Source organism: Microbacterium sp. 05N427 (assembly GCF_056397105.1).
In genome coordinates this window covers 71,513-96,226 of sequence record NZ_JBFTMT010000008.1, presented here as the reverse complement: position 1 = coordinate 96,226, position 24,714 = coordinate 71,513, and the positions used below count along the sequence as shown (strand labels likewise).

Annotated in this window: 23 protein-coding genes; 6 read left to right on the top strand and 17 right to left on the bottom strand. The window is 70.6% G+C overall.

What is annotated here, in order from left to right:
- Positions 1-69: 69 nt before the first annotated feature.
- On the bottom strand, positions 70-3,483 hold the full coding sequence (locus AC1DG4_RS10180) for a pyruvate carboxylase (RefSeq protein WP_477381928.1): 3,414 nt from the start codon (positions 3,481-3,483) through the stop codon (positions 70-72).
- Positions 3,484-3,566: 83 nt separating this feature from the next.
- On the opposite strand from AC1DG4_RS10180, the gene AC1DG4_RS10175 reads away from it, so the two are divergent.
- On the top strand, positions 3,567-4,376 hold the full coding sequence (locus AC1DG4_RS10175) for a ParA family protein (RefSeq protein ID WP_477382014.1): 810 nt from the start codon (positions 3,567-3,569) through the stop codon (positions 4,374-4,376).
- 84 nt (positions 4,377-4,460) lie between these two features.
- Here the strand turns inward: AC1DG4_RS10175 and AC1DG4_RS10170 are convergent, their stop codons facing one another.
- The 3 genes from AC1DG4_RS10170 to AC1DG4_RS10160 all read right to left on the bottom strand — a co-directional run bounded on the left by AC1DG4_RS10170 (position 4,461) and on the right by AC1DG4_RS10160 (position 6,241).
- Entirely contained in the window at positions 4,461-5,006 is a 546-nt protein-coding gene (locus AC1DG4_RS10170; RefSeq protein WP_477381929.1) for a MerR family transcriptional regulator, read from the bottom strand.
- Between the two features lie 132 nt (positions 5,007-5,138).
- Positions 5,139-5,816, bottom strand: coding sequence for a transcriptional regulator FtsR (ftsR, locus tag AC1DG4_RS10165; RefSeq protein ID WP_477421214.1), 678 nt, complete (start codon positions 5,814-5,816; stop codon positions 5,139-5,141).
- The gene (locus tag AC1DG4_RS10160) at positions 5,816-6,241 is read right to left on the bottom strand and encodes an FHA domain-containing protein (protein ID WP_477382015.1); all 426 of its coding nucleotides are present in this window, start codon (positions 6,239-6,241) and stop codon (positions 5,816-5,818) included. Before AC1DG4_RS10160 ends, ftsR begins: the two co-directional genes overlap by 1 nt.
- Before the next feature lie 164 nt (positions 6,242-6,405).
- Here AC1DG4_RS10160 and lpdA point away from each other — a divergent pair, with 164 nt between their 5' ends.
- Complete coding sequence (gene lpdA / locus AC1DG4_RS10155) at positions 6,406-7,803, top strand: dihydrolipoyl dehydrogenase (RefSeq protein WP_477381931.1); 1,398 nt, start codon at positions 6,406-6,408, stop codon at positions 7,801-7,803.
- Between the two features lie 73 nt (positions 7,804-7,876).
- Here lpdA and AC1DG4_RS10150 read toward each other — a convergent pair whose 3' ends face one another.
- From AC1DG4_RS10150 to AC1DG4_RS10120, 7 genes are all read right to left on the bottom strand, one after another.
- Entirely contained in the window at positions 7,877-9,025 is a 1,149-nt protein-coding gene (locus AC1DG4_RS10150; RefSeq protein ID WP_477381932.1) for an FAD-dependent oxidoreductase, read from the bottom strand.
- Entirely contained in the window at positions 9,022-9,735 is a 714-nt protein-coding gene (locus tag AC1DG4_RS10145; protein WP_477381933.1) for a methyltransferase domain-containing protein, read from the bottom strand. Before AC1DG4_RS10145 ends, AC1DG4_RS10150 begins: the two co-directional genes overlap by 4 nt.
- Entirely contained in the window at positions 9,725-10,876 is a 1,152-nt protein-coding gene (locus AC1DG4_RS10140) for a type III polyketide synthase (RefSeq protein ID WP_477381934.1), read from the bottom strand. The genes AC1DG4_RS10145 and AC1DG4_RS10140 overlap by 11 nt, the downstream gene beginning before the upstream one ends.
- A gap of 86 nt (positions 10,877-10,962) precedes the next feature.
- Positions 10,963-11,577, bottom strand: a complete 615-nt coding sequence (locus AC1DG4_RS10135; protein WP_477381935.1) for a CYTH domain-containing protein — start codon at positions 11,575-11,577, stop codon at positions 10,963-10,965.
- Entirely contained in the window at positions 11,570-11,782 is a 213-nt protein-coding gene (locus AC1DG4_RS10130) for a response regulator (protein ID WP_292721628.1), read from the bottom strand. The genes AC1DG4_RS10135 and AC1DG4_RS10130 overlap by 8 nt, the downstream gene beginning before the upstream one ends.
- A gap of 95 nt (positions 11,783-11,877) precedes the next feature.
- Complete coding sequence (locus AC1DG4_RS10125; RefSeq protein ID WP_477381936.1) at positions 11,878-12,348, bottom strand: prepilin peptidase; 471 nt, start codon at positions 12,346-12,348, stop codon at positions 11,878-11,880.
- Between the two features lie 83 nt (positions 12,349-12,431).
- The gene (locus AC1DG4_RS10120) at positions 12,432-13,286 is read right to left on the bottom strand and encodes a Rieske (2Fe-2S) protein (protein WP_477381937.1); all 855 of its coding nucleotides are present in this window, start codon (positions 13,284-13,286) and stop codon (positions 12,432-12,434) included.
- A 111-nt stretch (positions 13,287-13,397) separates the two neighbouring features.
- On the opposite strand from AC1DG4_RS10120, the gene AC1DG4_RS10115 reads away from it, so the two are divergent.
- Positions 13,398-13,850 (top strand): YybH family protein, encoded by a 453-nt coding sequence (locus tag AC1DG4_RS10115; RefSeq protein WP_477381938.1) that lies wholly within the window; start codon positions 13,398-13,400, stop codon positions 13,848-13,850.
- A gap of 41 nt (positions 13,851-13,891) precedes the next feature.
- Here the strand turns inward: AC1DG4_RS10115 and AC1DG4_RS10110 are convergent, their stop codons facing one another.
- From AC1DG4_RS10110 to AC1DG4_RS10100, 3 genes are read right to left on the bottom strand one after another with little or no spacing between them, the layout of a single operon-like run.
- A complete protein-coding gene (locus AC1DG4_RS10110; RefSeq protein WP_477381939.1) occupies positions 13,892-14,416 on the bottom strand; it encodes an Lrp/AsnC family transcriptional regulator in 525 nt (174 codons plus the stop codon).
- A 22-nt stretch (positions 14,417-14,438) separates the two neighbouring features.
- The gene (locus AC1DG4_RS10105; RefSeq protein WP_477381940.1) at positions 14,439-15,416 is read right to left on the bottom strand and encodes an agmatinase family protein; all 978 of its coding nucleotides are present in this window, start codon (positions 15,414-15,416) and stop codon (positions 14,439-14,441) included.
- Positions 15,413-16,858 (bottom strand): APC family permease, encoded by a 1,446-nt coding sequence (locus tag AC1DG4_RS10100; RefSeq protein WP_477381941.1) that lies wholly within the window; start codon positions 16,856-16,858, stop codon positions 15,413-15,415. Before AC1DG4_RS10100 ends, AC1DG4_RS10105 begins: the two co-directional genes overlap by 4 nt.
- Before the next feature lie 321 nt (positions 16,859-17,179).
- Between AC1DG4_RS10100 and AC1DG4_RS10095 the strand changes: the two genes are divergently transcribed.
- From AC1DG4_RS10095 to AC1DG4_RS10085, 3 genes are read left to right on the top strand one after another with little or no spacing between them, the layout of a single operon-like run.
- Positions 17,180-17,956 carry a hypothetical protein gene (locus AC1DG4_RS10095; protein WP_477381942.1) on the top strand — a complete coding sequence of 259 codons (777 nt, stop codon included), beginning with the start codon at positions 17,180-17,182 and terminating at the stop codon, positions 17,954-17,956.
- 8 nt (positions 17,957-17,964) lie between these two features.
- Positions 17,965-19,524 (top strand): DNA polymerase Y family protein, encoded by a 1,560-nt coding sequence (locus AC1DG4_RS10090; protein ID WP_477381943.1) that lies wholly within the window; start codon positions 17,965-17,967, stop codon positions 19,522-19,524.
- On the top strand, positions 19,524-23,105 hold the full coding sequence (locus AC1DG4_RS10085; protein ID WP_477381944.1) for an error-prone DNA polymerase: 3,582 nt from the start codon (positions 19,524-19,526) through the stop codon (positions 23,103-23,105). The genes AC1DG4_RS10090 and AC1DG4_RS10085 overlap by 1 nt, the downstream gene beginning before the upstream one ends.
- A gap of 5 nt (positions 23,106-23,110) precedes the next feature.
- Here AC1DG4_RS10085 and AC1DG4_RS10080 read toward each other — a convergent pair whose 3' ends face one another.
- The 3 genes from AC1DG4_RS10080 to AC1DG4_RS10070 all read right to left on the bottom strand — a co-directional run bounded on the left by AC1DG4_RS10080 (position 23,111) and on the right by AC1DG4_RS10070 (position 24,651).
- The gene (locus AC1DG4_RS10080) at positions 23,111-23,374 is read right to left on the bottom strand and encodes a CopG family transcriptional regulator (protein ID WP_477381945.1); all 264 of its coding nucleotides are present in this window, start codon (positions 23,372-23,374) and stop codon (positions 23,111-23,113) included.
- 313 nt (positions 23,375-23,687) lie between these two features.
- Positions 23,688-24,065 carry a hypothetical protein gene (locus tag AC1DG4_RS10075; RefSeq protein WP_477381946.1) on the bottom strand — a complete coding sequence of 126 codons (378 nt, stop codon included), beginning with the start codon at positions 24,063-24,065 and terminating at the stop codon, positions 23,688-23,690.
- 58 nt (positions 24,066-24,123) lie between these two features.
- On the bottom strand, positions 24,124-24,651 hold the full coding sequence (locus AC1DG4_RS10070; RefSeq protein WP_477381947.1) for a flavin reductase family protein: 528 nt from the start codon (positions 24,649-24,651) through the stop codon (positions 24,124-24,126).
- Between the last annotated feature and the right edge of the window lie 63 nt (positions 24,652-24,714).

Sequence of the window (24,714 nt, the reverse complement as noted above, 5' to 3'; positions counted from 1 at the left end):
GCACGCCAATGCGGCGAGCCGGGGCGGAGGGTGCCCTTCGCGAGCTGCCCTCCGCCCCTCCCGGGGGGCTCAGTCCGTGTGCGACGGGCGGATCACGACCAGGAGATCCCCGGCGTCGACCTGCTGCGTGGCGCCGATCGCGACGCGCTCCACGACGCCGTCGACGGGCGCAGTGATCGCCGCCTCCATCTTCATCGCCTCGATCGACGCGATCGGCTCGCCCGCGTGCACGGCATCGCCGATCTCGGCCTTCATGGTCACCACGCCCGAGAACGGCGCCGCCACCTGACCGGGCTTGGACGTGTCCGCCTTCTCCACCTCGCGCACGTCGACCTTGAGAGAGCGATCCCGCACGAACACGGGACGGAGCTGGCCGTTCAGCGTCGTCATGACGGTGCGGATGCCCTTCTCGTCCGCTTCGCCGATCGCCTCGAGGCCGACGTAGAGCTGCACCCCTGGATCGATCTCCGCGACGTGCTCCTCCCCCGGCACGAGGCCGTAGAGGTAGTCCGGCGTGCCGAGTGCGGACAGGTCGCCGAAGTCGGCACGATTGCGCTCGAACTCCGCTGCCGGTCCCGGGAAGAGCAGGCGGTTCAGTGTCCGCCGGCGTTCGAGGCTTTCGCCGTCGAGCGCGCGCTGCTCGTCCTCCGAGATCGGGACGACGTCGATCGACACCTGGCGCCCTGCCAGCACCTTGGTGCGGAACGGCTCGGGCCATCCGCCGGGCAGATCGCCCAGCTCGCCGGCCATGAAGCCGACCACCGAATCGGGGATGTCGTAGTTCTGCGGGTTCTGCTCGAAGTCCGCAGGATCTGCTCCTGCGGCCACGAGCGCGAGCGCCAGATCACCGACCACCTTCGAGGACGGGGTCACCTTGGGGATCCGTCCGAGGATCCGGTCCGCCGCCGCGTACATGTCCTCGATGCGCTCGAAGTCGTCCGCGAGGCCCAGCGCGATCGCCTGCTGTCGCAGGTTCGACAGCTGACCGCCCGGGATCTCGTGGTGGTACACGCGCCCGGTGGGCGCGGGCAGCCCCGACTCGAAGGGACGGTAGAGCTGACGCACGCCCTCCCAGTACGGCTCGAGGTCGGCGATCGCCTGCAGATCCAGCCCGGTGTCGCGCTCGGTGTGCGCCAGAGCCGCCACGAGGGCGGAGAGCGACGGCTGGCTGGTCGTGCCGGACATCGGCGCGGCAGCGGCGTCCACGGCGTCGGCGCCCGCCGCGCTGGCGGCCAGCAGCGTCGCCAGCTGCCCGCCCGCGGTGTCGTGCGTGTGCACCTGGACCGGCAGGTCGAACCGCTCGCGCAGGGCGGACACGAGGCGCGCCGCAGCGGCGGGCCGGAGGAGCCCCGCCATGTCCTTGATCGCAAGGATGTGCGCGCCGCTCTGCGTGATCTGCTCGGCGAGCCGCAGGTAGTAGTCCAGGGTGTAGAGCTGCTCCGCGGGGTCGAGCAGATCGCCGGTGTAGCAGAGCGCGACCTCGGCCACCGCGGTGCCGGTGTCCAGCACCGCGTCGATCGCGGGACGCATCTGCGACACGTCGTTGAGAGCGTCGAAGATGCGGAAGATGTCCACCCCTGTGGACGCCGCCTCGCGCACGAACGCATTCGTCACCTCGACGGGCCGCGGCGTGTATCCGACGGTGTTGCGCCCCCGCAGCAGCATCTGCAGCGGGATGTTGGGCAGCGCCGTCCGCAGCGCCTCCAGGCGCTCCCACGGGTCCTCCGCGAGGAAGCGCAGCGCGACGTCGTAGGTCGCGCCGCCCCATGCTTCGATCGAGAGCAGCTGCGGGGTCATGCGGGCCGCGTGCGGGCCCACGCGCACCAGGTCCCTGGTGCGCACGCGCGTGGCCAGCAGCGACTGATGCGCGTCGCGGTACGTCGTCTCGGTCACGGCGAGCGCGGTCTGCTCGCGGAGCGCGCGGGCGAAGCCTGCGGGACCGAGTCGGAGCAGACGCTCACGCGCTCCGGCGGGCGGCTCCGCGCTCAGATCGATGTCCGGCAGCTTGCTGCCCGGCGAGGGCGACAACGGCTTCTCGCCGTACGGCCTGTTCACCGTCACGTCGCCGAGCCATCTCAGCAGCCGCGTCGCGCGGTCCCTCGAAGGATTGCTGGTGAGCAGTTCCGGCCGCTCCTCGATGAAGAGCGTCGAGACGTCACCGGCGGCGAAGGCCGGGTCGTCGAGCACGGCGCGCAGGAACGGGATGTTCGTGGCCACGCCGCGGATCCGGAACTCGGCGAGTGCGCGCTTCGCCCGCGCCACGGCCGCCGGGAAGTCCCGGCCGCGGCAGGTGAGCTTCGCGAGCATCGAGTCGAAGTGCGGACTGATCTGCGAGCCCGCCGCCGTGGTGCCGCCGTCGAGGCGGATGCCGGCGCCGCCGGGCGAGCGGTAGGTCGTGATCCTTCCGGTGTCAGGGCGGAAGCCCTGCGCCGGGTCCTCGGTCGTGATCCGGCACTGCAGCGCGGCGCCGCGCAGCTGGATGCTGTCCTGCTCCAGGCCCAGGTCGACGAGCGTCTCGCCCGCCGCGATCCGGATCTGCGACTGCACGAGGTCGACGTCGGTGACCTCCTCCGTCACGGTGTGCTCGACCTGGATCCGCGGGTTCATCTCGATGAAGACGACCTCGCCGGCCCGCTCGCCGGTCGTCTCCAGGAGGAACTCGACCGTGCCGGCGTTCTCGTAGCCGATGGACTTCGCGAACGCGACGGCGTAGCCGTGCAGAGCCTTGCGGATCCCGTCGTCGAGGTTCGGCGCCGGGGCGATCTCGATCACCTTCTGGTGGCGGCGCTGCACCGAGCAGTCGCGTTCGAACAGGTGCACGGTGTGACCCGTGCCGTCCGCGAGCACTTGCACCTCGATGTGCCGCGGCCGCTGCACAGCCTGCTCGAGGAAGACGCGGGCGTCGCCGAACGCGCTCCCCGCCTCGCGCATGGCCTCGGCCAGCGCGGGAGCCAGCTCGCCGATCGACTCCACGCGGCGCATGCCGCGACCGCCGCCGCCGGCGACGGCCTTGACGAAGATCGGGAATCCGATGCCCTCGGCCTGTGCGACCAGCTCGTCCACGTCGTCGGAGGCATCGGTCGAGCGCAGCACCGGGACGCCCGCGGCGACCGCGTGCCGCTTCGCCGTCACCTTGTTGCCGGCCATCTCAAGCACGTGCGCCGGCGGCCCGATGAAGGCGATCCCGTTCTCGGCCGCGCGCGCCGCCAGCTCCGGGTTCTCGGAGAGGAAGCCGTAGCCGGGGTAGATCGCGTCCGCGCCGCACTCCCGTGCCACGCGGATGATCTCCTCCACGTCGAGGTAGGCCCGCACCGGGTGCCCGACCTCGCCGATCTGATACGACTCGTCCGCCTTCTGGCGGTGGATGGATCCGCGATCCTCCCAGGGGAAGACCGCGACGGTCCTCGCCCCTACCTCGAACGCGGCTCTGAAGGCCCGGATCGCGATCTCTCCGCGATTGGCCACAAGGATCTTCTGGAACATGGCACCTCGAACACTGGTTGCGCAGCGACGCGCATCGGGGGGCTGAGTGTTTCCTCAGCCTAGAGGAAGGTAACGTGGTCTCCGTGCACGTACTCAGCGTCAGTTCCCTCAAGGGCGGTGTCGGCAAGACCACCGTGACCCTCGGCCTCGCCTCCGCAGCGTTCGCCCGCGGCGTCCGGACCCTCGTGGTCGACCTCGACCCGCAGTCCGACGTCTCCACCGGCATGGACATCCAGGTCGCCGGGCGCCTGAATGTCGCCGATGTCCTGGCGAACCCGAAGGAGAAGGTGGTCCGACAGGCGATCACGTCCTCGGGCTGGGCGAAGGTGCACCCGGGGACGATCGACGTGCTCATCGGCAGCCCGTCCGCGATCAACTTCGACGGCCCGCACCCGAGCGTGCGCGACGTGTGGAAGCTCGAGGAGGCGCTGGCCGCCGTCGAGGCCGACTACGACCTCGTGCTGATCGACTGCGCCCCGTCGCTGAACGCGCTCACGCGCACCGCATGGGCCGCGAGCGACCGGGTCATGGTCGTGACCGAGCCCGGACTGTTCTCCGTGGCCGCCGCCGACCGCGCCCTGCGCGCGATCGAGGAGATCCGCCGCGGTCTCTCCCCCCGGCTCCAGCCGCTCGGCATCGTGGTCAACCGCGTGCGCCCGCAGTCCATCGAGCATCAGTTCCGCATCAAGGAGCTCCGCGACATGTTCGGCCCGCTCGTGCTCTCGCCGCAGTTGCCGGAGCGCACCTCGCTGCAGCAGGCCCAGGGCGCTGCGAAGCCGCTGCACATCTGGCCCGGCGACTCCGCGCAGGAGCTCGCGGCCGACTTCGACACGCTGCTGGATCGGGTGATCCGCACCGGGCGCATCGCGCTCCCCGACGACACCCGCATCTGAGCGGACTCCGCGGCTCGGAAGAGTCCGGATACGACGAGAGCCGGTCCCCGAGGGGCCGGCTCTTTCCGTTACCGCGCGGCGCGGTCAGGCGGTGCGACGGGAGCGGCGTGCGGAGAGGTCGTCCATCGGCTCCGGCGTGAGCGCGTCGAACTCGACGAGCGTGGCCTCGACCTCGTGGAACACCTTGCCCACCGCGATGCCGAAGACGCCCTGGCCGCGGCTGAGCAGGTCGATCACCTCGTCGTTCGAGGTGCACAGGTAGACCGAGGCGCCGTCGCTCATGAGCGTGGTGCCGGCGAGGTCGCGGATGCCCGCGGCCCTGAGCTGGTCGACGGCGGTGCGGATCTGCTGCAGCGAGATACCCGTGTTCAGCAGCTCCTTGACGAGCTTGAGCACGAGGATGTCACGGAAGCCGTAGAGGCGCTGGGATCCGGACCCGTTCGCCCCGCGGACGGTCGGGACGACCAGCTCGGTCCGTGCCCAGTAATCCAGTTGACGATAGGTGATGCCGGCCGCACGGGCCGCCACGGCTCCGCGGTAGCCGACCTCGTCGTCCATCGCGGGAAGCCCGTCGGTGAAGAGGAGATCGTCTCCGAACGACGGTGCATCGCCCCGTTCCTCGGCGCTCATCGCATCCTCCTCATCCTGAAGGAACAGCATCCTTCAACCACTACCTGAAAGTCGATGACTCCACGCTAGAACAGCGCGGCATCCCCGACAACGACATCCGCCCCGAGTCGGGGGTGTGTCGCAATCAGTTCGTTACGACAGCAGCCGGCCGATGCCGTCTTTGACGAGGAGCGAACGCACTTCGTCAAGACGCGATGCCAGTTCGGGGGCCATCTCGCTGGCCCGCGCCCGTGACGGAGTGTCGGTGCGGCGCAGCAGCGCCGACAGCGCCGACTGCACCAGGGCGATGTCGCGCTCTGCGCTCTGCCGCAGCGGCCGCAGGTGGCGCGGCCCGATGCCGTGGCCGTCCAGGGCGGCCAGGGCGCGCAGCAGCGACACCGCGGACTCGGGGTAGGTCTCGGCCGCCGGCAGCATGCCACTGGACACCGCGTCGCTGAGCAGTGCGTGCGAGGCGCCGGCGGCGTGGACGAGCTCGTCGCGACGGTACCGGCGCGGCCCCTGCATGATGGACGCGGGCAGCTCCGGCGCACCGCCGGATTCCTCGAGCGCGTCGAGGTGCTCACGGATGACCTTGAGCGGCAGATACTGGTCGCGCTGCAGCGTGAGGGCGATGCGGATCCGCTCCAGATCGGCGGCGGAGAACTTGCGGTACCCGGAGGCGGTGCGCACCGGGTTCACGATGCCCTTCTCCTCCAGGAAGCGGAGCTTGGAGGCTCTCACGTCGGGGAACTCCGGCGTGAGGCGCGCGAGCACCTGGCCGATGCTCAGCAGCCCGGAAGGGGCGGAACGCTYGGCGGCCGATGCCGCCATCAGTCGTTCGCCTGCGCGAGATCCACGGGCGAAGCGAAGAAGTTCAGCCGGAACTTGCCGACGCGTACCTCGTAGCCGTTGCGCAGCGCACTGCGGTCGACCCGCTCGCCGTTGACGTAGGTGCCGTTCAGCGAGCGCTGGTCGACGACCTCGAAAGCCGTGCCGGTGCGGATGACTTCGGCATGGCGACGGGAGACCGTCACGTCGTCGAAGAAGATGTCCGCCTCGGGATGACGGCCGACCGTGGTCACCGCCGTGTCGAGCAGGTACCGGGCGCCGGCGAGCGCGCCGGAGCGGACCAGCAGCAGCGCCGAACCGGAGGGCAGCGCGGCGATCGCCGCCTGCTCGACCTCGGTCAGCTCCGCGCCGAACGGGACGAACGACAGGTCGGAGTCGTGGCCGAACGTCTGCGTCGTGTCGTGCATGGGCTCACCGCCGCGGCGGACGGCGCCTTCGGGAACGTCGTTCTCAGTCACTGTTCTCCCCCTCCTCTGGCGTTCCAGCCTATCGGAAGCGCGCGGCGCCCGGGAGCCGGATCCGCGCTGTATCGTCCGCCCGGGGTCGTCCGCGCGGGCGATAGGCTGGGAGCATGCCACACTACGACGTCGTCATCCTCGGCGCTGGCCCCGGCGGTTACGTCGCCGCCGTTCGCAGCGCCCAGCTCGGTCTTTCCACCGCGATCATCGAGGAGAAGTACTGGGGCGGTGTGTGCCTCAACGTGGGCTGCATCCCCTCCAAGTCGCTCCTGAAGAACGCGGAGATCGCGCACACGTTCACCCACAAGGCCGAGTTCTTCGGCATCTCGGGCGACGTGCACTTCGACTTCGGCGCGGCGTTCGACCGCAGCCGCAAGGTGGCCGACACCCACGTCAAGGGCATCCACTTCCTGATGAAGAAGAACAAGGTCGTCGAGTACGACGGCCGCGGCACCTTCACGTCTCCGAAGGCCATCTCCGTGGCGAAGTCCGACGGCACGACCGAAGAGGTCACGTTCGACAACGCCATCATCGCCACCGGATCCACGGTCCGCCTGCTGCCGGGCGTGCAGCTGAGCGACAACGTCGTCACCTTCGAGGAGCAGATCCTCAGCCGCGACCTTCCCGAGTCGATCGTCATCGTCGGAGCCGGCGCGATCGGCATGGAGTTCGGCTACGTGCTGACCAACTACGGCGTCAAGGTCACCATCATCGAGTTCCTCGACCGGGCACTGCCCAACGAGGACGTCGAGGTCTCCAAGGAGATCCAGAAGCAGTACAAGAAGCTCGGCGTCGAGATCCTCACCTCGACCGCGGTCAAGACCGTCACCGACAACGGCTCCTCCGTGCACGTCACGTACGAGACGCGTGACGGCCAGCCCGGCGAGATCACCGCCGGCAAGGTCCTCATGTCCGTCGGCTTCGCCCCGAACGTGAACGGCTTCGGCCTGGAGAACACCGGCGTCGCGCTCACCGACCGCGGCGCGATCGACATCGACGACCACATGCGCACCAACGTCGAGGGCATCTACGCGATCGGCGACGTCACCGCCAAGCTGCAGCTCGCGCACGTCGCCGAGGCGCAGGCGGTCGTCGCCGCCGAGACCATCGGCAAGGCCGAGACCATGACGCTGGGCGACTACCGGATGATGCCGCGCGCGACGTTCTGCCAGCCGCAGGTCGCCAGCTTCGGCCTCACCGAGGAGCAGGCCAGGGCCGAGGGCCGCGAGATCAAGGTCGCGAAGTTCCCGTTCAGCGCGAACGGCAAGGCGAACGGCCTGGGCGAGCCGGTGGGCTTCGTCAAGCTCATCGCCGACGCCGAGCACCTCGAGCTCATCGGCGGCCACCTGATCGGCCCTGACGTGTCCGAGCTCCTGCCCGAACTGACCCTTGCGCAGAAGTGGGACCTGACCGCTCTCGAGGCCGCCCGCAACGTGCACACGCACCCGACCCTGTCCGAGGCGCTGCAGGAGGCGTTCCACGGGCTCGCGGGTCACATGATCAACCTCTGATCGGATCCGATCGCACAGAGGGCCGGTCACGCTTCCTGCGTGGCCGGCCCTCTGTCGTCCCCACCTCGGTCGGTCAGAGGCCGCGCATCGTCACCAGTCCGGCGGCCCACGGACGGAGCGGCCCTGACCCCAGGACCCGGATGAGCGCCTCCCTCGCCGCGAGCGGAACCCCCTGCGCCGGGGCGCCCATCGTCATGTAGAAGGCGCTGCGCCTCTGTGCCGCTCTGGCGGCGCGCAAGGCCCCGCGCGCATAGACGCCGAGATCCGCATCGCCCTCGACCAGCGCCGAGCGCAGCGCCGCGGCCAAGCGGCCCGCGTTCACCCAGCCCAGGTTCATGCCCTGCCCGCCGATCGGGCTGATCTCGTGCGCGGCGTCGCCGAGCAGCGCCACCCGTCCGCGGACGGCCGTGCGGCTGAGATGCTGGGCCGCGACGAAGCCCGTCGGCCGGACCTCGTCGCCGAACGCCGGATCCTTCCCGATCCGCTCCGCGATCGCCGCACGGAACTCGGCCCCGGTATGCCCGCCGCTCCCCCGCAGCACCCAGCGCCGCATGCCGCCGGGCAAGGGGAACGCCTCGACGATTCCCCCGGGTTCGCAATGCAGCTGGGCGCGCACCCCGGGGTCGGGGTCGGGCACGTCCGCCATCGTGTACGCGGCACGGCCGCGGCGGCGGCGCCATCCGAGGCCGAGCTCCCGGCGCAGGGTGCTGTGCACGCCGTCCGCGAGCACGACGAACGCCGCGGTGACCTCCTGCCGGCCGGCGGGCCGGTCCACGGCGAGCCGCACGAACTCCCCCTCGTCCCGGACCGCGCGCACACGGCACCCCGGACGCAGGGCGCCGGCGGACAGCGCCTGCAGCCGCTCTCGCAGCAGGGCGTGCGTGCGCTGCTGCGGGAGCACGCGCACCGGCCGGAGCTCGGAGAAGCTGAGCGATGCGAGGACCCGCCCCCGGCAGAGCACGTCGCCGCCCTCCAGCGCGAGCGACGCGGCACGCGCCGCCGCTCCCACCCCGACACGGTCGAGCATCTGCAGCCCCGGCGCGTGGACGCCGATCGCACGACTGCGCGGATCATCGTCACGGCGGCGTTCGCAGACCACGACGTCGATGCCGTCCTGGGCGAGCAGGCAGGCCAGCAGCAGCCCGACGGGTCCCGCACCGACGATCACGACATCATGGTCGAGCAGTGTGGTGCTGACCAGTTGCTGCTCAGGATCGCTCATCGCCCCGGCTCCCGGCGCAGCTCCAGCCGGGAGGGCATCCCGCGCCGCACGGTCCATCCCGCCGGCGCGACGGCCGCGAGCTCTGCGGCGGTGTACGACCGGCGGATGCTGGTCAGTCCGTCGGCGCGGATGAAGGATCCGGCCAGCAGGTTGCCGGAGAACGGCCACGTTCCCAGGGCGAACAGGGCGTATGCGGCGCGGCTGCGCGCGATGTCGCGATGCACCACGAGTCCGGCTTCTCCCGCGAGACGCGCGGTGTCGGCGAGCATGTCCTGCAGCTCGTCAGAACCGAGGTGGTGCAGCACGTGGTTGGACAGCACGATGTCGTAGACCTCGCCCGCCCGGACCAGATCGGCGACGAGGGCGCACCGGTAGGTCGCTCCCGCCCCGCCGTCGTGAGCGGCGGCCCAGGCCGTGGCGCGTTCGTCGGCGTCCAACGCGGTGATCTCCGACGGGAGCCCGTCCCTGGCGAGCTTCGCGGCGAGCGCGCGGCAGAGGTCGCCGCCGCCGGCGCCCACGTCGAGGATCCGCACCCGCCCCGCCCTCGCCCGGGGCCGGATGTCGCTGCGGTACAGCGCGCCGGGGCGGGAGACCACGGCGTTCACCGCTCCGAAGCGCCGGTAGGTGCGCTCCAGCGCCTCCGGATCCGCGGCGGGGTCGTCCATCAGCTCGCGCACCTCGACGGCGCGGGCGGACAGGTCAGCGCCCATCGCCCTCCGCGCCGACGACCGTCATCAGCGCGCTCTCCGCGGTCAGGCCCGGCCCGAACGCCATCGCCGAGACGCGCTCTCCGTCGCGGGCGCCCTCCTCCTCCAGTATTCGTCGCAGCACGAACAGGATCGTCGCGCTGGACATGTTCCCGTGCAGCCGCAGCGTCTCCCTCGCGGGATGCAGCTGCACGTCGCTGAGGGACAGTCGGTCCTGCACCCGGTCGAGGATGCTCCGGCCACCGGGGTGGATCGCCCAGTGCTGCACCTCCTCACCGATCCTGCCGTCCTCGAAGGGCGCCCCCAGCTCCCCCGCGTACAGCGGGCGCAGCGCATCGACGATGGTCTCTCCGATGATCTGCGGCACCGCGGTGGAGAGGGTCATCTCGAAACCGTGGTCGCCGATCGTCCACGCCATGTCCTTCTGACCCTGCGGGGCGATCGCGGTGTGGAACCGGTCGAGGCGCAGGCCGGCGGCCGCGGACGGCCGCGCGGTGACGATGCCGGCTGCCGCGCCGTCGGCGAACAGCGAGGAGGCGACGATCACGTCCGGATCCTCCGAGGAGCGCAGGTGCAGGGTGCAGAGCTCGACGCTGACCACCAGCACCACCGCGTCCTGATTCGCGGCGCAGAACTGGCTCGCCGCGCGCAGCGCCGGCATCGAGGCGTAGCAGCCCATGAAGCCGAGGTGATAGCGCTGCACGGAGTCGGAGAGGCCCAGCGCGCGCACGATCTCGTACTCCGGACCCGGGGCGTGGAAGCCCGTGCAGGAGACCGTGATCACGTGTGTGATGTCGGCGGGCTCGACCTCAGGGTCGGCGTCGAGGGCGGCGCGGGCCGCGGCGACGAACAACCGGCCGGCCTCACGGACATAGACGTCGTTGCGGACTCCGGTGGCCGGGGACAGCAGCTCCCCCGTCGCGTGGTCGAAGAAGACCGGCTCCGCACCGGTCGCCTCGAGCGTGAGTTCGCCGAGCACGGTGCGGCGGGTGTCGATGCCGGATCCGTCGAACGAGGCGGTCACGATGCGCCGCGCCAGCCGGGAGAGGCCCGGCTGCGCGGCGAACACGTCGCGCACGTCGGCCTGATGCAGGATCGTGTCCGGCACCACCGTCTGCAGGGACCTCAGCATCACCGGGCTCATGGTGCCACTCAAGCATGCCGCCTGCGCGGCAGGAAGGGGCTTGCGGATCCTCCTCAGCCTCTGCCAGGTTCGCGGATCCGGCCCGTTCAGAATCCGAGTGCGCGCCCGAGTTTGGATCCGGAGAGCGACTCGCGACCTCCGGCGGCGATGACCGCCTGCTCGACGGCCCGGAAGAAGGCTTCCCGGCCCGCGTCGTCCGCCGGGGCCGCCGGCCCCAGCTCCATCTCCCACTCGCGCCATTCCCGCTGTCCGCCGCGGCGCAGATCCGTGCCGCGGACGTGATCGTCCACGAATTCGGCGACCACGCCGGAGGGCCCGGTGAGCAGATAGGCGGTGCGGGCGTTCTCGATGCGGGCGAGCGGGAAGACCGGATGCGTCGTCCACTGCGCGACGATCTCGGCCACCGCGGACGGCAGCTCGTCGCCCTCACTGAGCGGCCAGCCCAGCTCGAGGCGCCCGTCCCGGTTGCGCGGGCCCTTCACATGCCACCCCTCGTCCGGACCGCCGGTGCGGCGCCGCAGCGCCACACCCGCCCGTGCGAGGTCGCCATCGACGGTGTCGAAGTACCGGGCGTCCAGAGCGCGGGGCTCGCCCTCCGTCACCGCGTCGACGCCGGGGATCGCATCCCAGGCGGGCAGCGGTGTGTCACCGTCGACGTCGTACTTGCGCTCGACCTCGAGCGTGCGCGACGGTTCAGTCATCGGTGGGGACGATGTCCTCGAGGGACTCCTCGTACCAGTAGTCCACCTCGGTGGGCCCGTCATGGGGGCCGGTGTTCTTCGGCTCGCCCCTGCGGTTGTAGACCACCTGGGTCTCGCTGTAGGGAAGGATCAGCTTGTCGTCCTCCGCGGCGAGGGGGAGGATCTGCCCGTCCAGCGGGCCGCCGTGAAGCCGTGCGAGTGCCATGTGCTCACCCTAATCCCCTGCCCGCGCACAGGACGCGATCCCGGTGCGGCGTTCCTCGCCCCCGTCGCCGGCTCCGGGATCCTCGCGCCGGCGGGTCACACGACCGCGACGCCGAGCGCGCTGCCGATGATCATCCACGGCCCGAAGGCGATGTGCGTCGAGCCGGTAGCCCGGCGGAGCGCGATGAGCCAGAGCGCCTGCGCAGCTCCCAGCACGAACGCGGACACCGCGCCCACCAGGAGCGCCTGCCAGCCGTGCCAGCCCAGCACCAGCCCGATGAGGGCGGCGAGCTTCACGTCGCCGCCGCCCATGCTGTCGTGGCTCAGCGCCCGCAGCAGCGCATAGAAGCCGCCGAGGATCAGCATCCCCCAGAGCGCTCCGAGCAGCCGCGCACCTCCGCTCGCGAACGCGGCGTCGGCGAGCGCGAGCAGGAGCCCGCAGGCGAGCGTCGGAAGCACGATCCGGTCCGGGAGCCGGTGCACGGCAATGTCGACGGCGATCAGCCGGATCCCGATCCCGAGCAGAACGAGGTGCACCAGCACCACGACCACCGCAACAGGATCCATGCCCCGACGGTAGGAGATCGGCGCGACCGCCGTGAGCGGGGTGTGGATAACCGGGGCGCGACCACGGACCTGATACCCGGTCCTCAGGCCGAGCGGAGCAGGATCCGCCCGCCCTCGACCTTCGCCTCCCAGCGGGGCTGCGGCACGCTCGCCGGTCCTCGCTGCACCGAGCCGTCATCGATGCGGAACCTGCTGCCGTGCCACGGGCAGGTGACGCAGCCGTCCGCCCCGAGCTTTCCCTCGTCGAGCGGGCCGCCCTCGTGGCTGCAGACGGCCGAGATCGCGTGCAGGGTGCTGTTGAGCCGGATGAGCAGCACGGGGACGTCGCCCACCAGGACGCGCGATCGTGCGCCTTCGGCGAGGTCGGCGTCCGCCCCCACGTCCGTCCAGCGTCGCACCGCGCCCTGGAACGCCGTGTGGTTCACGCCCGCGCCGCGGACGAACGAGAGGTGCCCGCCGAGATACGACGAGCCAAGAGTGAGGCTCAGCCCCAGCAGACTGAGCGCGGCACCGGCGCCATGGTGCCCGCGGCGCCGCACCAACCAGGAGGTGATCTGCAGCACGGAGGCCGTCGCGTTCGCGGCGGCGTGGATCAGGCCGACCCGCTTGGCCGGCCCGTACAGGGACGACCAGTCGGAGGCGCCCGCGGCCGCCGTCGGCGCAGACGCGAGGATGCCGAGGCCGACGAGACGCCGCGACGCGGCCGGATCCGCCCCGGTGAGATCGAGCACCGTGGCCGCGCCCCAGGCGCCGATCGGCAGGTCCGTGAGCATCGGATGGACCTGATGGCCCAGCCAGGATCCGGAGAGGGCGTTCTTCACCATCGTGGGGCGGGTGGCCGCGCCGACCCAGCCGCTCAGTTTCTCCGCCGCGGGATCGAGTCCCTTGGTCTTCCCGATCGTCCGGATCAGGGACTGCATCGCTGCTGTCACTCGCATGGATCTCTCCTCCGTACCGCGCCGTAGGAATCTCCTGTCTACCCCCGCGGTCGGCGAGGGTCAACGGCTTGACAGGCGGGGCCCGCCGCGCAAGCTGATAGCCTCGCGGCGATGGATCCGACCACCCGCTCCCTGCCCCACGACGACGCACATCGCCTGCTGGCGGGGATGTACGACGACTATCTGCGCGGCGACCCCGCCGCGATCGACTCCCGCCTCGCGGAGGACGTGACGATCTTCGACTCCGCCTCCGACGCCCTGGTGACGGGGCTCGAGGAGCTCGCCGCGCTCCGCGGCCGACGCGTCGAGGCCGCGGCCGAGCCGAGCACGCCGGCCTGGACGGAGACCTCGCTGACCATCGACGACCTTCGCGTGCGCGACGTCGGCGGCATCCTCGTCGCGACCTGGTGGCTGCGGGTGGATGGGACGGACGCGCACGGTGCTGCGGTCTCCCCCGAGCTCTCCCGCAATACCGCCGTGCTCCGGCGCGGCGCGGACGGAGCACTGCGCATCGCGCACCTGCACGAGGACGTGCGGCAGGAAGCCCGCCCCGTCGGCGTCTAGGCCCCGAAGCCCCGTTGCAGGAGTGTCGCCCGAACGCGGCTCTACCGTTCCGCCGGATGTGCGATGCTCACCGACGACGCCGGGGATGCGACGATCTGCGGTATGTCCCATTCGTAGCCGAACTTGGCGATCCGCAGGACGTTGAACGTCTCCGACTTTCGAATGCCGGGGAGCTGGCCGATCGTGCCGAGGATGAAATCGGCGAGATGTTCCCTGGAGCCGACGAAAGCCTCGGCCAACAGATCCCACTGCCCGGTGGTGTGCGCGAGATAGCGCACTTCAGGCATCTTGCGAATGGCATCGGCGACCGCCTGCAGATGGTCGCGGTCGACCGAGATGCCGACATAGATGCACGTCGACAGCCCGACGCTGTCGGGATCGATGACAGGCACGACCTTCAGACCGCGATACTTCTGCAGGTCCCGTATTCGCCGGCGAACCGTCCGGTCCGACAGACTGAGCCGCTGAGCGATGACGCTGCTCGGCATCCTGCCGTCCTCGCGGAGGCAGTCGATGATGGCCCGGTCCGTCGGATCGAGCGGTCGCCAGACGGATGAGTCGCTCACGGGACTACTGTACGCATCCGGATCACGCCGACAGGTGGTGCTTCGCGTGTGCGTACAGCATCTGGGTCAGCACCTCCCACACCAGCCGGGCCGTGATGTTGCTGGGGTCGTAGATCGGAGCCAGTTCGACGTTGTCGACCGCCGAGATGCCGCGCTCTCCGATCATCTGGCCGATGCGGATGATCTCAGGGCCGGTGAAACCGCCGGGTTCCGGGCCCGTGGTTCCTGGCGCATAGGCCGAGTCGATGACGTCGCAGTCGAACGAGACGTAGACGCCGTCCACGCCGTCCCAGGCCTTGTCGAGCGCCTCGGCGATGACCTCCTCGAACGGCCGCGAGCGGATGTCCTTCATGGTGTAGACGTTGATCTCGCGGCGCTTGACGGCCTCCCACCAGTCGGGGACGTTGATCGTCCCCCGCGCGCCGATCGCGACGATGTTCTCCTTCGACACGTTGGGGAGGTCCGCCGCCCGCACGAGCCCGCTGCAGTTCGTCTGGTATTCGCCGCCGATCTCTTCGCCGGCGTCGAGATGCGCGTCGAGGTGCAGGTAGCCCATCTTCTTGTCCGGGCCGAGGTGCTCCGAGAGAGCACGGGTGCCGGGGACGCAGACGGAGTGATCGCCGCCGATGATCATCGGGATGGCACCGGATTCGAGAATCGTCGCGATCTCCTTCTGGACGAGCTCGTGCGTGCGTACCGCATTGCCGATCGCGAGAGGGCTGTCGCCGCAATCCACGAGGTTGTATGCCTGGAACAGGTCGATGTCCCATTCGAACGACCAGGGGAACGTCATGTTCGACGCGATGCGGAGTCCGCGAGGTCCGTTCGCGGACCCCGGCCTCTCGATCGCAGCGTTGGCTCCGTCGAACGGGAAGCCGAGGAACGCCGCCTTCGCCCCTGAGCCTTCGAGCTCAGAAGTGGGGACGTAGGGGGCACCCAACATCGAGATCACACCGCTGGTGATCGATCCGAAGTTGGTGGGGGCGCGGTGGGCGGTCATGCTGCTACTTCCTTGTCGTGTTCTTGTCCTGTGGTGGTGTTCGCACTGTGAGGTGCAGGGGTGTCGGCGTCGAGCTCTTCCTGCTCGTCATCCGCAGGCGGTTCGACGGGCGGACTGATCCGACCTCGAACTCGCGAATAGACCGCCAGGCCGACGGCTGCGAGCAGCGCGATCATGAGCGGGACAGCCCAGTCGACGAACCACGGGGCCTCCGGGGTGCGCGGCCAGGCGATGTTGATGAACTCGAAGATCGTCCATGCGCACGCGATGATCGTCACCGGCCATCCGAGGGCCCGGAGTCCGAAAGGCCCAGGAGTCCACGTCCGACGCATGCGCGCCCACACGAACGAGCAGAGCACGAGCAGGAAGGTGACGAAGAAGCCTCCGACGGTGAAACCGATGAGAGTGCTGTACACGTTGCCGATCAGGCTCGTCAGCAGGATCGCGCCAGAAGCGATGGCGACCACGACGACGGCGGTGACGGGCATCTGGTCAGAGGTGCGCAGCCGTCGAAGCCGCGGCGCGAACGGAAGCGCATAGTCTCGCGCGAGAGCGAAGACCATGCGAGATGCGGAGGTCTGGACGGCGATCAGCGTCGCCAGGAACGCGACCAGGAACAGGATGAAGATCGGTTGCGCGACCCCCGCGCCGAGCTGCGTCGTGAGGGTGTCCACCACGGGGTCGCCTTCGCCGAGGGCCTTCAGGTCCGGGATCGCGAGGATCACGGCGAGAGCGGCGAACGTCACGACCGCTCCGACGCAGAGCACCGAGGCGATCATCGCCTTGGGCACGGCTCGGCGAGGGCCTCGGACCTCCTCACTGATCGAACCCGCCGATTCGAAGCCGACGAAGGACCAGCCGACGAAGGCGAGAGCGGCGGCGAATCCTGCCCACGTCATGGTGCCGTTTCCGAAGCCGCTGAAAAGGACGTCTATTGAGTTCACCCTGTGGAAGATCAGCAAGTAGCAGCCCACGGCGACGCTGCCGAGGAGCTCCGCGATGAGGGCGGCGGAGACGAGGTACTTGATCCACCTGCGTCCTGCGATGTTGACCGCGGTGGCGATCGCGAGCACGACGAACGCGACCGTGAGCGACCAGCCGGTGTTCAACGAGCCGAAGCCCAGAGCAGGTCCGACGAACATCGCGGCGCTGTACGCCACGGATGCGCTGGAGATCGCCAGCGTCCAGGCGTAGAGCCAGCCGGTCAGCCAGCCGAGCCCCTGAGACGCAAGACGGCGCACCCATTGGTAGACGCTTCCCTCGATCGGCCACCGTGACGCGAGTTCGCCGAAGGCCAGGGCGACGAGAAGCTGACCGACGAGCACGATCGGGAAAGCCCACCAGCCCGAGGCCCCGGCTGCTCCGAGCAGGAGACCGAAGATCGAGTAGAGGGCGACGATCGGGGAGATGAACGCGAACGCCACGGCGGCTGCGGACCACAACGTGAATTCACGTCGCAACTGATGACGAACACCATCGTTCGACGAATGAGACATCTCTGTCCTCCTACGGATTCGGGATGGCGCGAGCCTAGGACGCGAAAAGTTCGCCTTCATCGCCCGATTTCACGTTTCCGGTCAAACGATGCGCCGGTCACCGACAGACTTCATCGATAGTGCGCCGGTTTCCGGACAGTGGGCCACGGTGCAACGACTCCACCGCGTCATTCGCGCGGCACCCGACCTCCATGTCGGATGTACGAGTTATCGTCTTCTTTGATGTTGCAGTATTAGAAGAGATATTCGAGAATGGAGGTCATGGGGATGACGCTCGCTTCCATGATCGCCCCCGACGCCGACACCCGCGCCGAGGATGTGGTGCGCCTGCGCCGCGAGATCACCCGCATGCAACGCCGCCGGAGCGATCTACCGCTGATCCCGGTCCCCCCGCCCCTCGCCCCGATCCTCCCCGAAGGGGGTCTCCAGGTCGGCACGACGTACACGCTCTCCCCCTCCCCTGGGCTCATCGGGGCGCTTCTCGCCGGCGCCTCGCGCACCGGCGCGTGGTGCGCCGCCGTCGGCATGCCCACACTGGGCGTCGAGGCCCTGGCCGGGCACGGCGTGGATCTGGACCGCCTCCTTCTCGTCCCCGCCCCTGGTCCGCGCTGGCTCTCCGTCGTCTCCGCGCTGAGCGAGGTGATCCCGCTCATCGCGATCCGCCCCTCCTCCTCGGTGCGGGACGCGGAGCTGAGCCGGCTGAGCGCCCGGCTCCGCGATCGCGGCTGCACGCTGCTGGTCGTCTCCGGCGCATCGGGTGCCTCCGCCGCCTGGCCGCAGAGCGAGGGATCCCTTCAGGTGCACGATCCCCACTGGCGAGGGCTGGGATCCGGCTGGGGAGCGCTGGAGGAGTGCGAGGTGACGGTCACCGCGCGCACCCGCCGCTCCCCCGCGCCGCAGAGCGTGCGGGTGCGGCTGCCGGGCGCCCACGGCATGGTCGAGGCCGTCGCCCCGACGGCGCCCCGGCTCGTCCCACTCCCGTCCATGCACGCCGCCCCGCGTCCGCTCGCCGATGCACCCGCGCTCCTGGCGGTGGCGGGATGAGCCCCGCGATGCGCGAGCCCGTCCGGGTGATCGTGCTGTGGTTCCCGGATTGGCCCCTGCGCGCGGCCCTGGGCGCCGGCCAGGGCGAGCCCGCGGCGATCCTGCATGCGAACAGGGTGGTCGCCTGCAGTGCGGCGGCGCGGGCCCACGGCGTCCGGGTCGGGCAGCGCCGCAGGGAGGCGCAGGGGCTGCTGCCGAACCTGCGCATCCTGCCCGCGGATCCGGCCAGGGACGAGCGGGCGTTCCTGCCCGTCCTGCGCCTGATCGAGGAGCAGGCCCCCGGCGCGCAGCTGCTCCGACCGGGGCTCGCCCTGCTCCGCGCCCGCGGCGTCGCACGCTTCCACGGCGGGGAGGGCGAGGCGGCGCGCGCCCTGCACGTCCGACTCGCCGAGGCGGGGCATCCCGAGGTGCGGATCGGTGTCGCGGACGGGCCGTTCACGGCCGAGCTCGCGGCGCGCGGCGCGGATCCGGTGCTCGTGGTCGACGCAGGGGCCTCGGCCGCCTTCCTCGCCCCACTGCCCGTGCAGGCCCTGCAGGATCCGGAGGTGACCGCGCTGCTGCTCCGCCTCGGCGTGCGCACCCTCGGCGAGCTCACCGCTCTCGGTGCGGAACGGCTGCGGGCGCGCTTCGGCGAGCACGGCGCGCGCCTGCACGCCCTGGCCGCGGGCGCGGACTCCCGGCCCGTCGTGCCGCGCCCGCCGGATCCGGAGCTCGTGTCGGAGATCGAGTTCGAGTCGCCCCTCGGGCAGTCCGACCAGATCGCGTTCGCCGTCCGGCAGAGTGCGGATGCCGTGATCCTCGCCCTCGCGAAGGCCTCGCTGGTGTGCACCGAGGTGCGGATCGATCTCACGGACGACGACGAGCAGGTCACCTCGCGCACCTGGCTGCATCCCACCTGCTTCGAGGCCTCCGACCTGGTCGACCGCGTCCGCTGGCAGCTGGAGTCGCTGGCCGCCGAGACCGCCGCTTCCGGCGACGACGACGAGGCGCACCGGTTCCGGGGCATCGTCCGAGTATGGATCGCCCCCATCGCCGTCGACGATGCCGCGCACCACCAGCCCGGCCTGTTCGGATCCGGCACCGACGAGCGGCTGCATCACGCCGTCTCCCGCGTGCAGACCCTGCTCGGCCACGAGGGCGTGGTCACCGCCGTCGTGGCCGGCGGACGCCTCGTCTCCGACCGGCAGCAGCTCACCCCCTGGGGCGAGCGGGTCGTGCCGGCCCGGCCCGCGGATCAGCCCTGGCCGGGGCAGCTGCCGGATCCGCTGCCGGCGGAGGTGTTCGCACCGCCGCGGCCGATCACGGTGACCGCGGCCGACGGCAGCACGGTCGAGATCGACGGTCGCGGGCTGCTCACCGCCGAGCCGGCGGCCGTGGACGCGTGCGCGGTGCTCTCCTGGGCGGGCCCCTGGCCGGTGCGGGACCGGCGCGGGGATCCGGCAGGCTCGTTCCGCGGCGAACGCCTGCAGCTCGTGGACGAGCAGGAGCGGGCCTGGCTGGTGCTTCATGTCGCCGACGCCGGCGAAGCCGGTGGCAACCAATGGTGGGCCGAGGGGAGGTACCACTGATGGGTTTTCACAATCCGGACATGTCATGGGCCGCGCTGGAGCGCACTCTCAGCGGCAGAGGATCTCGCGACCGAGCCCCCCGCGGCGAGACCCCGGACGGTGCCGGTCCACTGCATCAGCAGATCGCGGTGGATGCGCCCTCACGCATGCACAAACGCCCGCCCATCCGGCTGGACGGGATCGAGCGCCCGAAGAACGCGGTCCCCTATGCCGAGCTGCACGCGCACTCCTCGTACTCGTTCCTCGACGGCGCCTCCTCCCCCGAGGATCTCATCGCCGAGGCGCAGCGGCTCGGGCTCACCGCCCTCGCGATCACCGACCACGACGGCTTCTACGGCGCCGCGAGTTTCGCCGAGGCCGCGGAGTCCCTGGCGAACGCGGAGAAGAACGCGGAGAAGAACACGAGGCCGGAGGGGCCGGAGGGGCCGGAGGACGCCGGACCGCCGCTGCAGACCGTGTTCGGGGCGGAGCTGTCGCTCCCCGGTCCCGATGCGCACGGTCCCCGCGCCCGGGGTCACACCGGGCTCCTGCCGCCCCCGGAGCGCCGGGGCCTCCCGGATCCGCTCGGCGAGCACCTGCTCGTGCTGGCCCGTGGCGAGGAGGGCTATCACCGCCTCTCCGCCGCGATCACCGAGGCGCAGCTGCGCGGGGGCGAGAAGGGGCGGCCGTTCTACGAACCCGAGTCGCTGGCGAACCGCGCCGAGGGGCACTGGACGATCCTCACCGGCTGCCGCAAGGGCGGCGTCCGCAGCGCCCTCGAACGGGAGGGGCCGGAGGGCGCCGAGCGGGCCCTGCTCGCCCTCGTCGACCTGTTCGGCACGGACCGGGTCGCCGTCGAGCTCATCGACCACGGCGATCCGCTCGACAGCCGGCGAAACGACGCTCTCGCCGCCCTCGCGCTCCGGCACGGCCTGCCCATGGTCGCGACGAACAACGTGCACTACGCCGCGCCGGAGCGGGCAGAGCTCGCCGAGGCGATCGCCGCCGTGCGCGCCACCCGCAGCATGCGGGAGCTCGAGGGCTGGCTGCCGGCGCACGGCACGGCGCACCTGCGCTCGGGGGCGGAGATGACGGCGCGCTTCGCCCGCTACCCGGGGGCGATCTCGGCGGGCCTCGAGATCGCCGAGGCCTGCGCCTTCCCGCTGCGCCGCGCAAAGCCCGCCCTGCCCACGATGAGCGTGCCCGCGGGCGAGACCCCGATGAGCCACCTGCGGGCGCTGGTCTGGGCGGCAGTGCCGGAGAAGTATCCGGAGCACACCCCCAAGGAGCTCACCGCCGAGGGGAGAAGCCGCATCGAGCGGGAGCTGAACGTGATCGAGGAGAAGGATTTCCCGGGCTACTTCCTCATCGTGCACGGGATCGTGGACGAGGCGAAGACCCGCGGGATCCTCTGCCAGGGACGCGGATCCGCCGCCGCGAGCGTGGTCTGCTACCTGCTCGGCATCACCGCGGTGGATCCGATCCTCTACGGCCTGCCCTTCGAGCGCTTCCTCGCCACCACCCGCACCGAGGAGCCCGACATCGACGTCGACTTCGACTCGGGGCGGCGGGAGGAGATCATCCAGTGGGTCTACGAGACCTACGGCCGGGAGAACGCGGCACAGGTCGCGAACGTCATCCAGTACCGCCCGAAGAACGCGGTGCGCGACATAGCCCGCGCGCTCGGGCACTCCCCGGGCCAGCAGGACGCCTGGTCGCGTCAGGTGGAGCGCTGGGGGCTGGATCTGAGCCCCGCCCCCGACCATGACATCCCGGAGCAGGTGGTCGCCTATGCCGATGAGCTGCTGCGCGCGCCCCGCCACCTGGGAATCCACTCCGGCGGCATGGTGCTCACCCGACGTCCGGTCGGCGAGGTCGTTCCCGTCGAGCACGCCCGGATGGAGAAGCGCACCGTCATCCAGTGGGACAAGGATGCCGCGGCCTGGATGGGCCTGGTGAAGTTCGACCTGCTCGGGCTCGGGATGCTCTCCGCCCTGCGGCACTGCTTCGACCTGGTCCGCGAGGCCACCGGCGAGGAATGGACGCTGGACTCCCTGCCGAAGGAGGAGCCCGCGGTCTACGACATGCTCTGCCGCGCCGACACGATCGGGGTGTTCCAGGTCGAGTCCCGCGCGCAGATGGGCCTGCTCCCCCGTCTGCAGCCGAGGGAGTTCTACGAACTCGCGATCCAGATCGCCCTCATCCGCCCCGGTCCCATCCAGGGCGGGGCTGTGCACCCCTTCGTGCGCCGCAAGCTCGGCCAGGAGAAGGTCACCTACGCGCATCCGATGCTGGAGCCGGTGCTGAGTCGCACGCTGGGCATCCCGGTCTTCCAGGAGCAGCTGATCCAGATGGCGACCACGCTCGGCGACTGCACCGCCGACGAGGCCGACACGCTGCGCCGCGCGATGGGGTCCAAGCGGGGACTGGAGAAGATCGACAGCATCCGGGAGAGCCTGTATACGGGCATGCACCGGCACGGGCTGGATGAGGAGACCGCGGATCGCATCTACGCGCAGATCCAGGCCTTCTCCGACTTCGGCTTCGCGGAATCCCACTCGCTCTCGTTCGCGTTGCTCGTGTACGCGAGCTCCTGGCTCAAGCTGCACTACCCCGCCGCGTTCCTCGCCGGACTCCTCCGCTCTCAGCCCATGGGGTTCTACTCCGCAGCGACCCTCACCGGCGACGCCCGCAGGCACGGGGTCGAGGTGCGCCGGCCCGACATCCGCCTGTCCGGGGCGACGGAGACCCTGGAACCGGTGGATCCGGCGACAACCGGGCGCACCGGACGGGAGTCGTGCGCGCATCAGCTCCCGGCCCGTCCTTTCGGCACGGATCCGGACCCGTTCGATCCGAAAGCCGCGGACGAGACCGCTGCGCATCGCAGGGACGGACGCTTCGCCGTCCGTCTCGGGCTCGCCGGCGTCACCGGGATCGGCGAGAAGACGGCCGAGCGGATCGTCGCCGAACGCGAGGCCCGCGATCCGTACCGGGATCTGAACGACCTCGTGCGCCGCACCGATCTCACCGCCTCCCAGGTGGAGTCCCTCGCCACCTCAGGGGCGTTCGACTCCCTCGGGCTGCAGCGCCGGGAGGCGATCTGGCTGGCCGGATCCGCGGCGGAGGACCGCGCCCGCTATCTGCCCGACACGGTGGTCGCGGTGCAGCCGCCCCTGTTCGGCGATCAGACCAGCTACGAGATCCTCACCGCCGACCTCTGGGCGACCGGGGTCTCCACCGACGACCACCCGCTCGCGCACTTCCGCCCCGGGCTGGACGCGCGCGGGGTGCTGAGCTCCTCCGCGTTGCGCACGCACGAGAACGGTCGACGGGTCGAGACGGCGGGCCTCGTGACCCACCGGCAGCGCCCGTCCACGGCGGGCGGCGTGACCTTCCTCAACCTCGAGGACGAGCACGGACTGGTGAACGTCATCTGCACGCAGGGGGTGTGGCTGCGCTACCGCCGGATCGCCCGGGAGTCACCCGCACTGATCGTGCGCGGCATCCTGGAACGCTCCCCCGAGGGCGTCACCAACCTGCTGGCCGATGCGTTCGAGCCGCTGCAGGTGGGCGTGCCGCTCAGATCAAGAGATTTTCAATGACGCGGTCACAGCGCATCGATCAGGTCGCGCACGAGCTGGGAGGCCGTCATGTGCCGCTCCTGCGCGATCTCATCCAGCTTTGCGCGCCGCTTCGCGTCAAGACGAAGAGTGAAAGGCCGCGCCTGCGCCCCGACGCTGACAGGGCGCCCAGGAACGGCCGGGCCAAGATGGCTACCCGCGTAGCCTGCATCCGATTCGGCCTCCGTCGCCCACTGCTCGATGTCTTCGTCCGTGAACGTCGTTCCGTTGGCCGCTGTGTGCCTGCTCATCATTCCTACCTCCCTAGCCCCACTTCATGAAGCACTTTCTTGGTCGCCGGCATTCCATGAAAGACGAGCCAGACGTCCGGCTGCGTCTCCACCGCGATGAACTCCAGCAGCCGTCCGTGGGAGTCCATCCCCACGCCGACCCACTGCACCGGATCGGTATCCCTGGCACGCGAACGAAGCGCTCCTTCGAAAGCTGATCGAATATCGTCCTCGGTCAGCTCCGGGCGTTTCGCCGAGACTCTCGGATGCACCACGACCCGCACATCGCCTCCATCAGTTTTGTACTACAGAACATCGTAGTACAAAACTGCGCTCACCAGAAGCGCGGCTGCTCCTCCTGCGGGGGACGATCCGTGCCGCCCCAGATCGCGGCCTGCGCCTTGGCGGCGGCCGCCGCCTCCTCTGCGCCTTCGAGCGCGACAGCGGATCCGCGGAGATCGACGGCACCGCCCGGGACCGCGTCGAGCACGAGCTCGGTGACCACGCCCTCCTCGGTCGCCAGCACGCTGCACGCCTCCACGCGGCCCCGCCAGGGCAGCGCTCCGAGCTCGGGCAGGACGGATCCCGGCACGCGGTAGACGACGCCCGTGGTCAGGTCGCGGATGCGCACCGCACGGGACTCCTCGTCCACGGCGACGATGCGTCCGACGCCGAGCGGCGCGGAGAGCGGAAGGATCAGGGTCACGGACATGGCTCCACCTTCGTTCAGAACGCTCCGGCTGGCAAGCCGTCCGGACGGGGAGCGGCGATCAGCCCCGCGGTACCTCGACCGCGGCCGCCGAAGAGACCAGGCTGTCGTAGTGGCGGTCGACGTAGAGCAGCGGCGCACCGGGAGTGCCCTCGATCACATCGAGCACATCCAGCAGCACGAGCGCCGAGGGGCCGACCGGGTGCGTCTCGCGGATGGTGCCGCGCACCGCGACTCGGGCCGTCGGCAGGAACGGCTCGCCCGTGGGCAGCATCTGGAACCCCTGCTCGGGGGTGAAGCGCGGCTGGCCCGTGCGGGCGAACGCGTCCGCGATGTGCTCCTGCCCGGCGACGAGGAAGTGCACGAGCGCACTGGGCGCCGCGAGTATTCCGCCGGCGCTGCCGGTCGCGCGCGTGACGGAGAAGACGAGCACGGCGGGGTCGGCGCTCACCGACGCGACGCTCGACAGGGTGAGCCCCACGGGACCGTCCGGAGCGACTCCCGTCACCAGCGCGACGCCGGCGGGATGGTGACGGAACGCCCCCTTGAACTTCTCGGTGACGTCGTTCTCCAGACCCGGGGTGCTCATCGTGCTTCTCTCTGTCGTTGCCGTGGGCGCAGCGTTCGCGTCCACCCTCAACGGTATGCCCGT

What these genes read in the sequence shown, in the direction of transcription:
- AC1DG4_RS10180 (WP_477381928.1), bottom strand. Translation starts at nt 3,483, where the DNA reads ATGTTCCAGAAGATCCTTGTGGCCAATCGCGGAGAGATCGCGATCCGG.
- AC1DG4_RS10170 (WP_477381929.1), bottom strand. Translation starts at nt 5,006, where the DNA reads ATGAGCGCCGAGGAACGGGGCGATGCACCGTCGTTCGGAGACGATCTC.
- AC1DG4_RS10160 (WP_477382015.1), bottom strand. Translation starts at nt 6,241, where the DNA reads ATGCACGACACGACGCAGACGTTCGGCCACGACTCCGACCTGTCGTTC.
- lpdA (WP_477381931.1), top strand. Translation starts at nt 6,406, where the DNA reads ATGCCACACTACGACGTCGTCATCCTCGGCGCTGGCCCCGGCGGTTAC.
- AC1DG4_RS10150 (WP_477381932.1), bottom strand. Translation starts at nt 9,025, where the DNA reads ATGAGCGATCCTGAGCAGCAACTGGTCAGCACCACACTGCTCGACCAT.
- AC1DG4_RS10145 (WP_477381933.1), bottom strand. Translation starts at nt 9,735, where the DNA reads ATGGGCGCTGACCTGTCCGCCCGCGCCGTCGAGGTGCGCGAGCTGATG.
- AC1DG4_RS10140 (WP_477381934.1), bottom strand. Translation starts at nt 10,876, where the DNA reads ATGAGCCCGGTGATGCTGAGGTCCCTGCAGACGGTGGTGCCGGACACG.
- AC1DG4_RS10135 (WP_477381935.1), bottom strand. Translation starts at nt 11,577, where the DNA reads ATGACTGAACCGTCGCGCACGCTCGAGGTCGAGCGCAAGTACGACGTC.
- AC1DG4_RS10130 (WP_292721628.1), bottom strand. Translation starts at nt 11,782, where the DNA reads ATGGCACTCGCACGGCTTCACGGCGGCCCGCTGGACGGGCAGATCCTC.
- AC1DG4_RS10125 (WP_477381936.1), bottom strand. Translation starts at nt 12,348, where the DNA reads ATGGATCCTGTTGCGGTGGTCGTGGTGCTGGTGCACCTCGTTCTGCTC.
- AC1DG4_RS10120 (WP_477381937.1), bottom strand. Translation starts at nt 13,286, where the DNA reads ATGCGAGTGACAGCAGCGATGCAGTCCCTGATCCGGACGATCGGGAAG.
- AC1DG4_RS10115 (WP_477381938.1), top strand. Translation starts at nt 13,398, where the DNA reads ATGGATCCGACCACCCGCTCCCTGCCCCACGACGACGCACATCGCCTG.
- AC1DG4_RS10105 (WP_477381940.1), bottom strand. Translation starts at nt 15,416, where the DNA reads ATGACCGCCCACCGCGCCCCCACCAACTTCGGATCGATCACCAGCGGT.
- AC1DG4_RS10095 (WP_477381942.1), top strand. Translation starts at nt 17,180, where the DNA reads ATGACGCTCGCTTCCATGATCGCCCCCGACGCCGACACCCGCGCCGAG.
- AC1DG4_RS10090 (WP_477381943.1), top strand. Translation starts at nt 17,965, where the DNA reads ATGCGCGAGCCCGTCCGGGTGATCGTGCTGTGGTTCCCGGATTGGCCC.
- AC1DG4_RS10085 (WP_477381944.1), top strand. Translation starts at nt 19,524, where the DNA reads ATGGGTTTTCACAATCCGGACATGTCATGGGCCGCGCTGGAGCGCACT.
- AC1DG4_RS10080 (WP_477381945.1), bottom strand. Translation starts at nt 23,374, where the DNA reads ATGAGCAGGCACACAGCGGCCAACGGAACGACGTTCACGGACGAAGAC.
- AC1DG4_RS10075 (WP_477381946.1), bottom strand. Translation starts at nt 24,065, where the DNA reads ATGTCCGTGACCCTGATCCTTCCGCTCTCCGCGCCGCTCGGCGTCGGA.
- AC1DG4_RS10070 (WP_477381947.1), bottom strand. Translation starts at nt 24,651, where the DNA reads ATGAGCACCCCGGGTCTGGAGAACGACGTCACCGAGAAGTTCAAGGGG.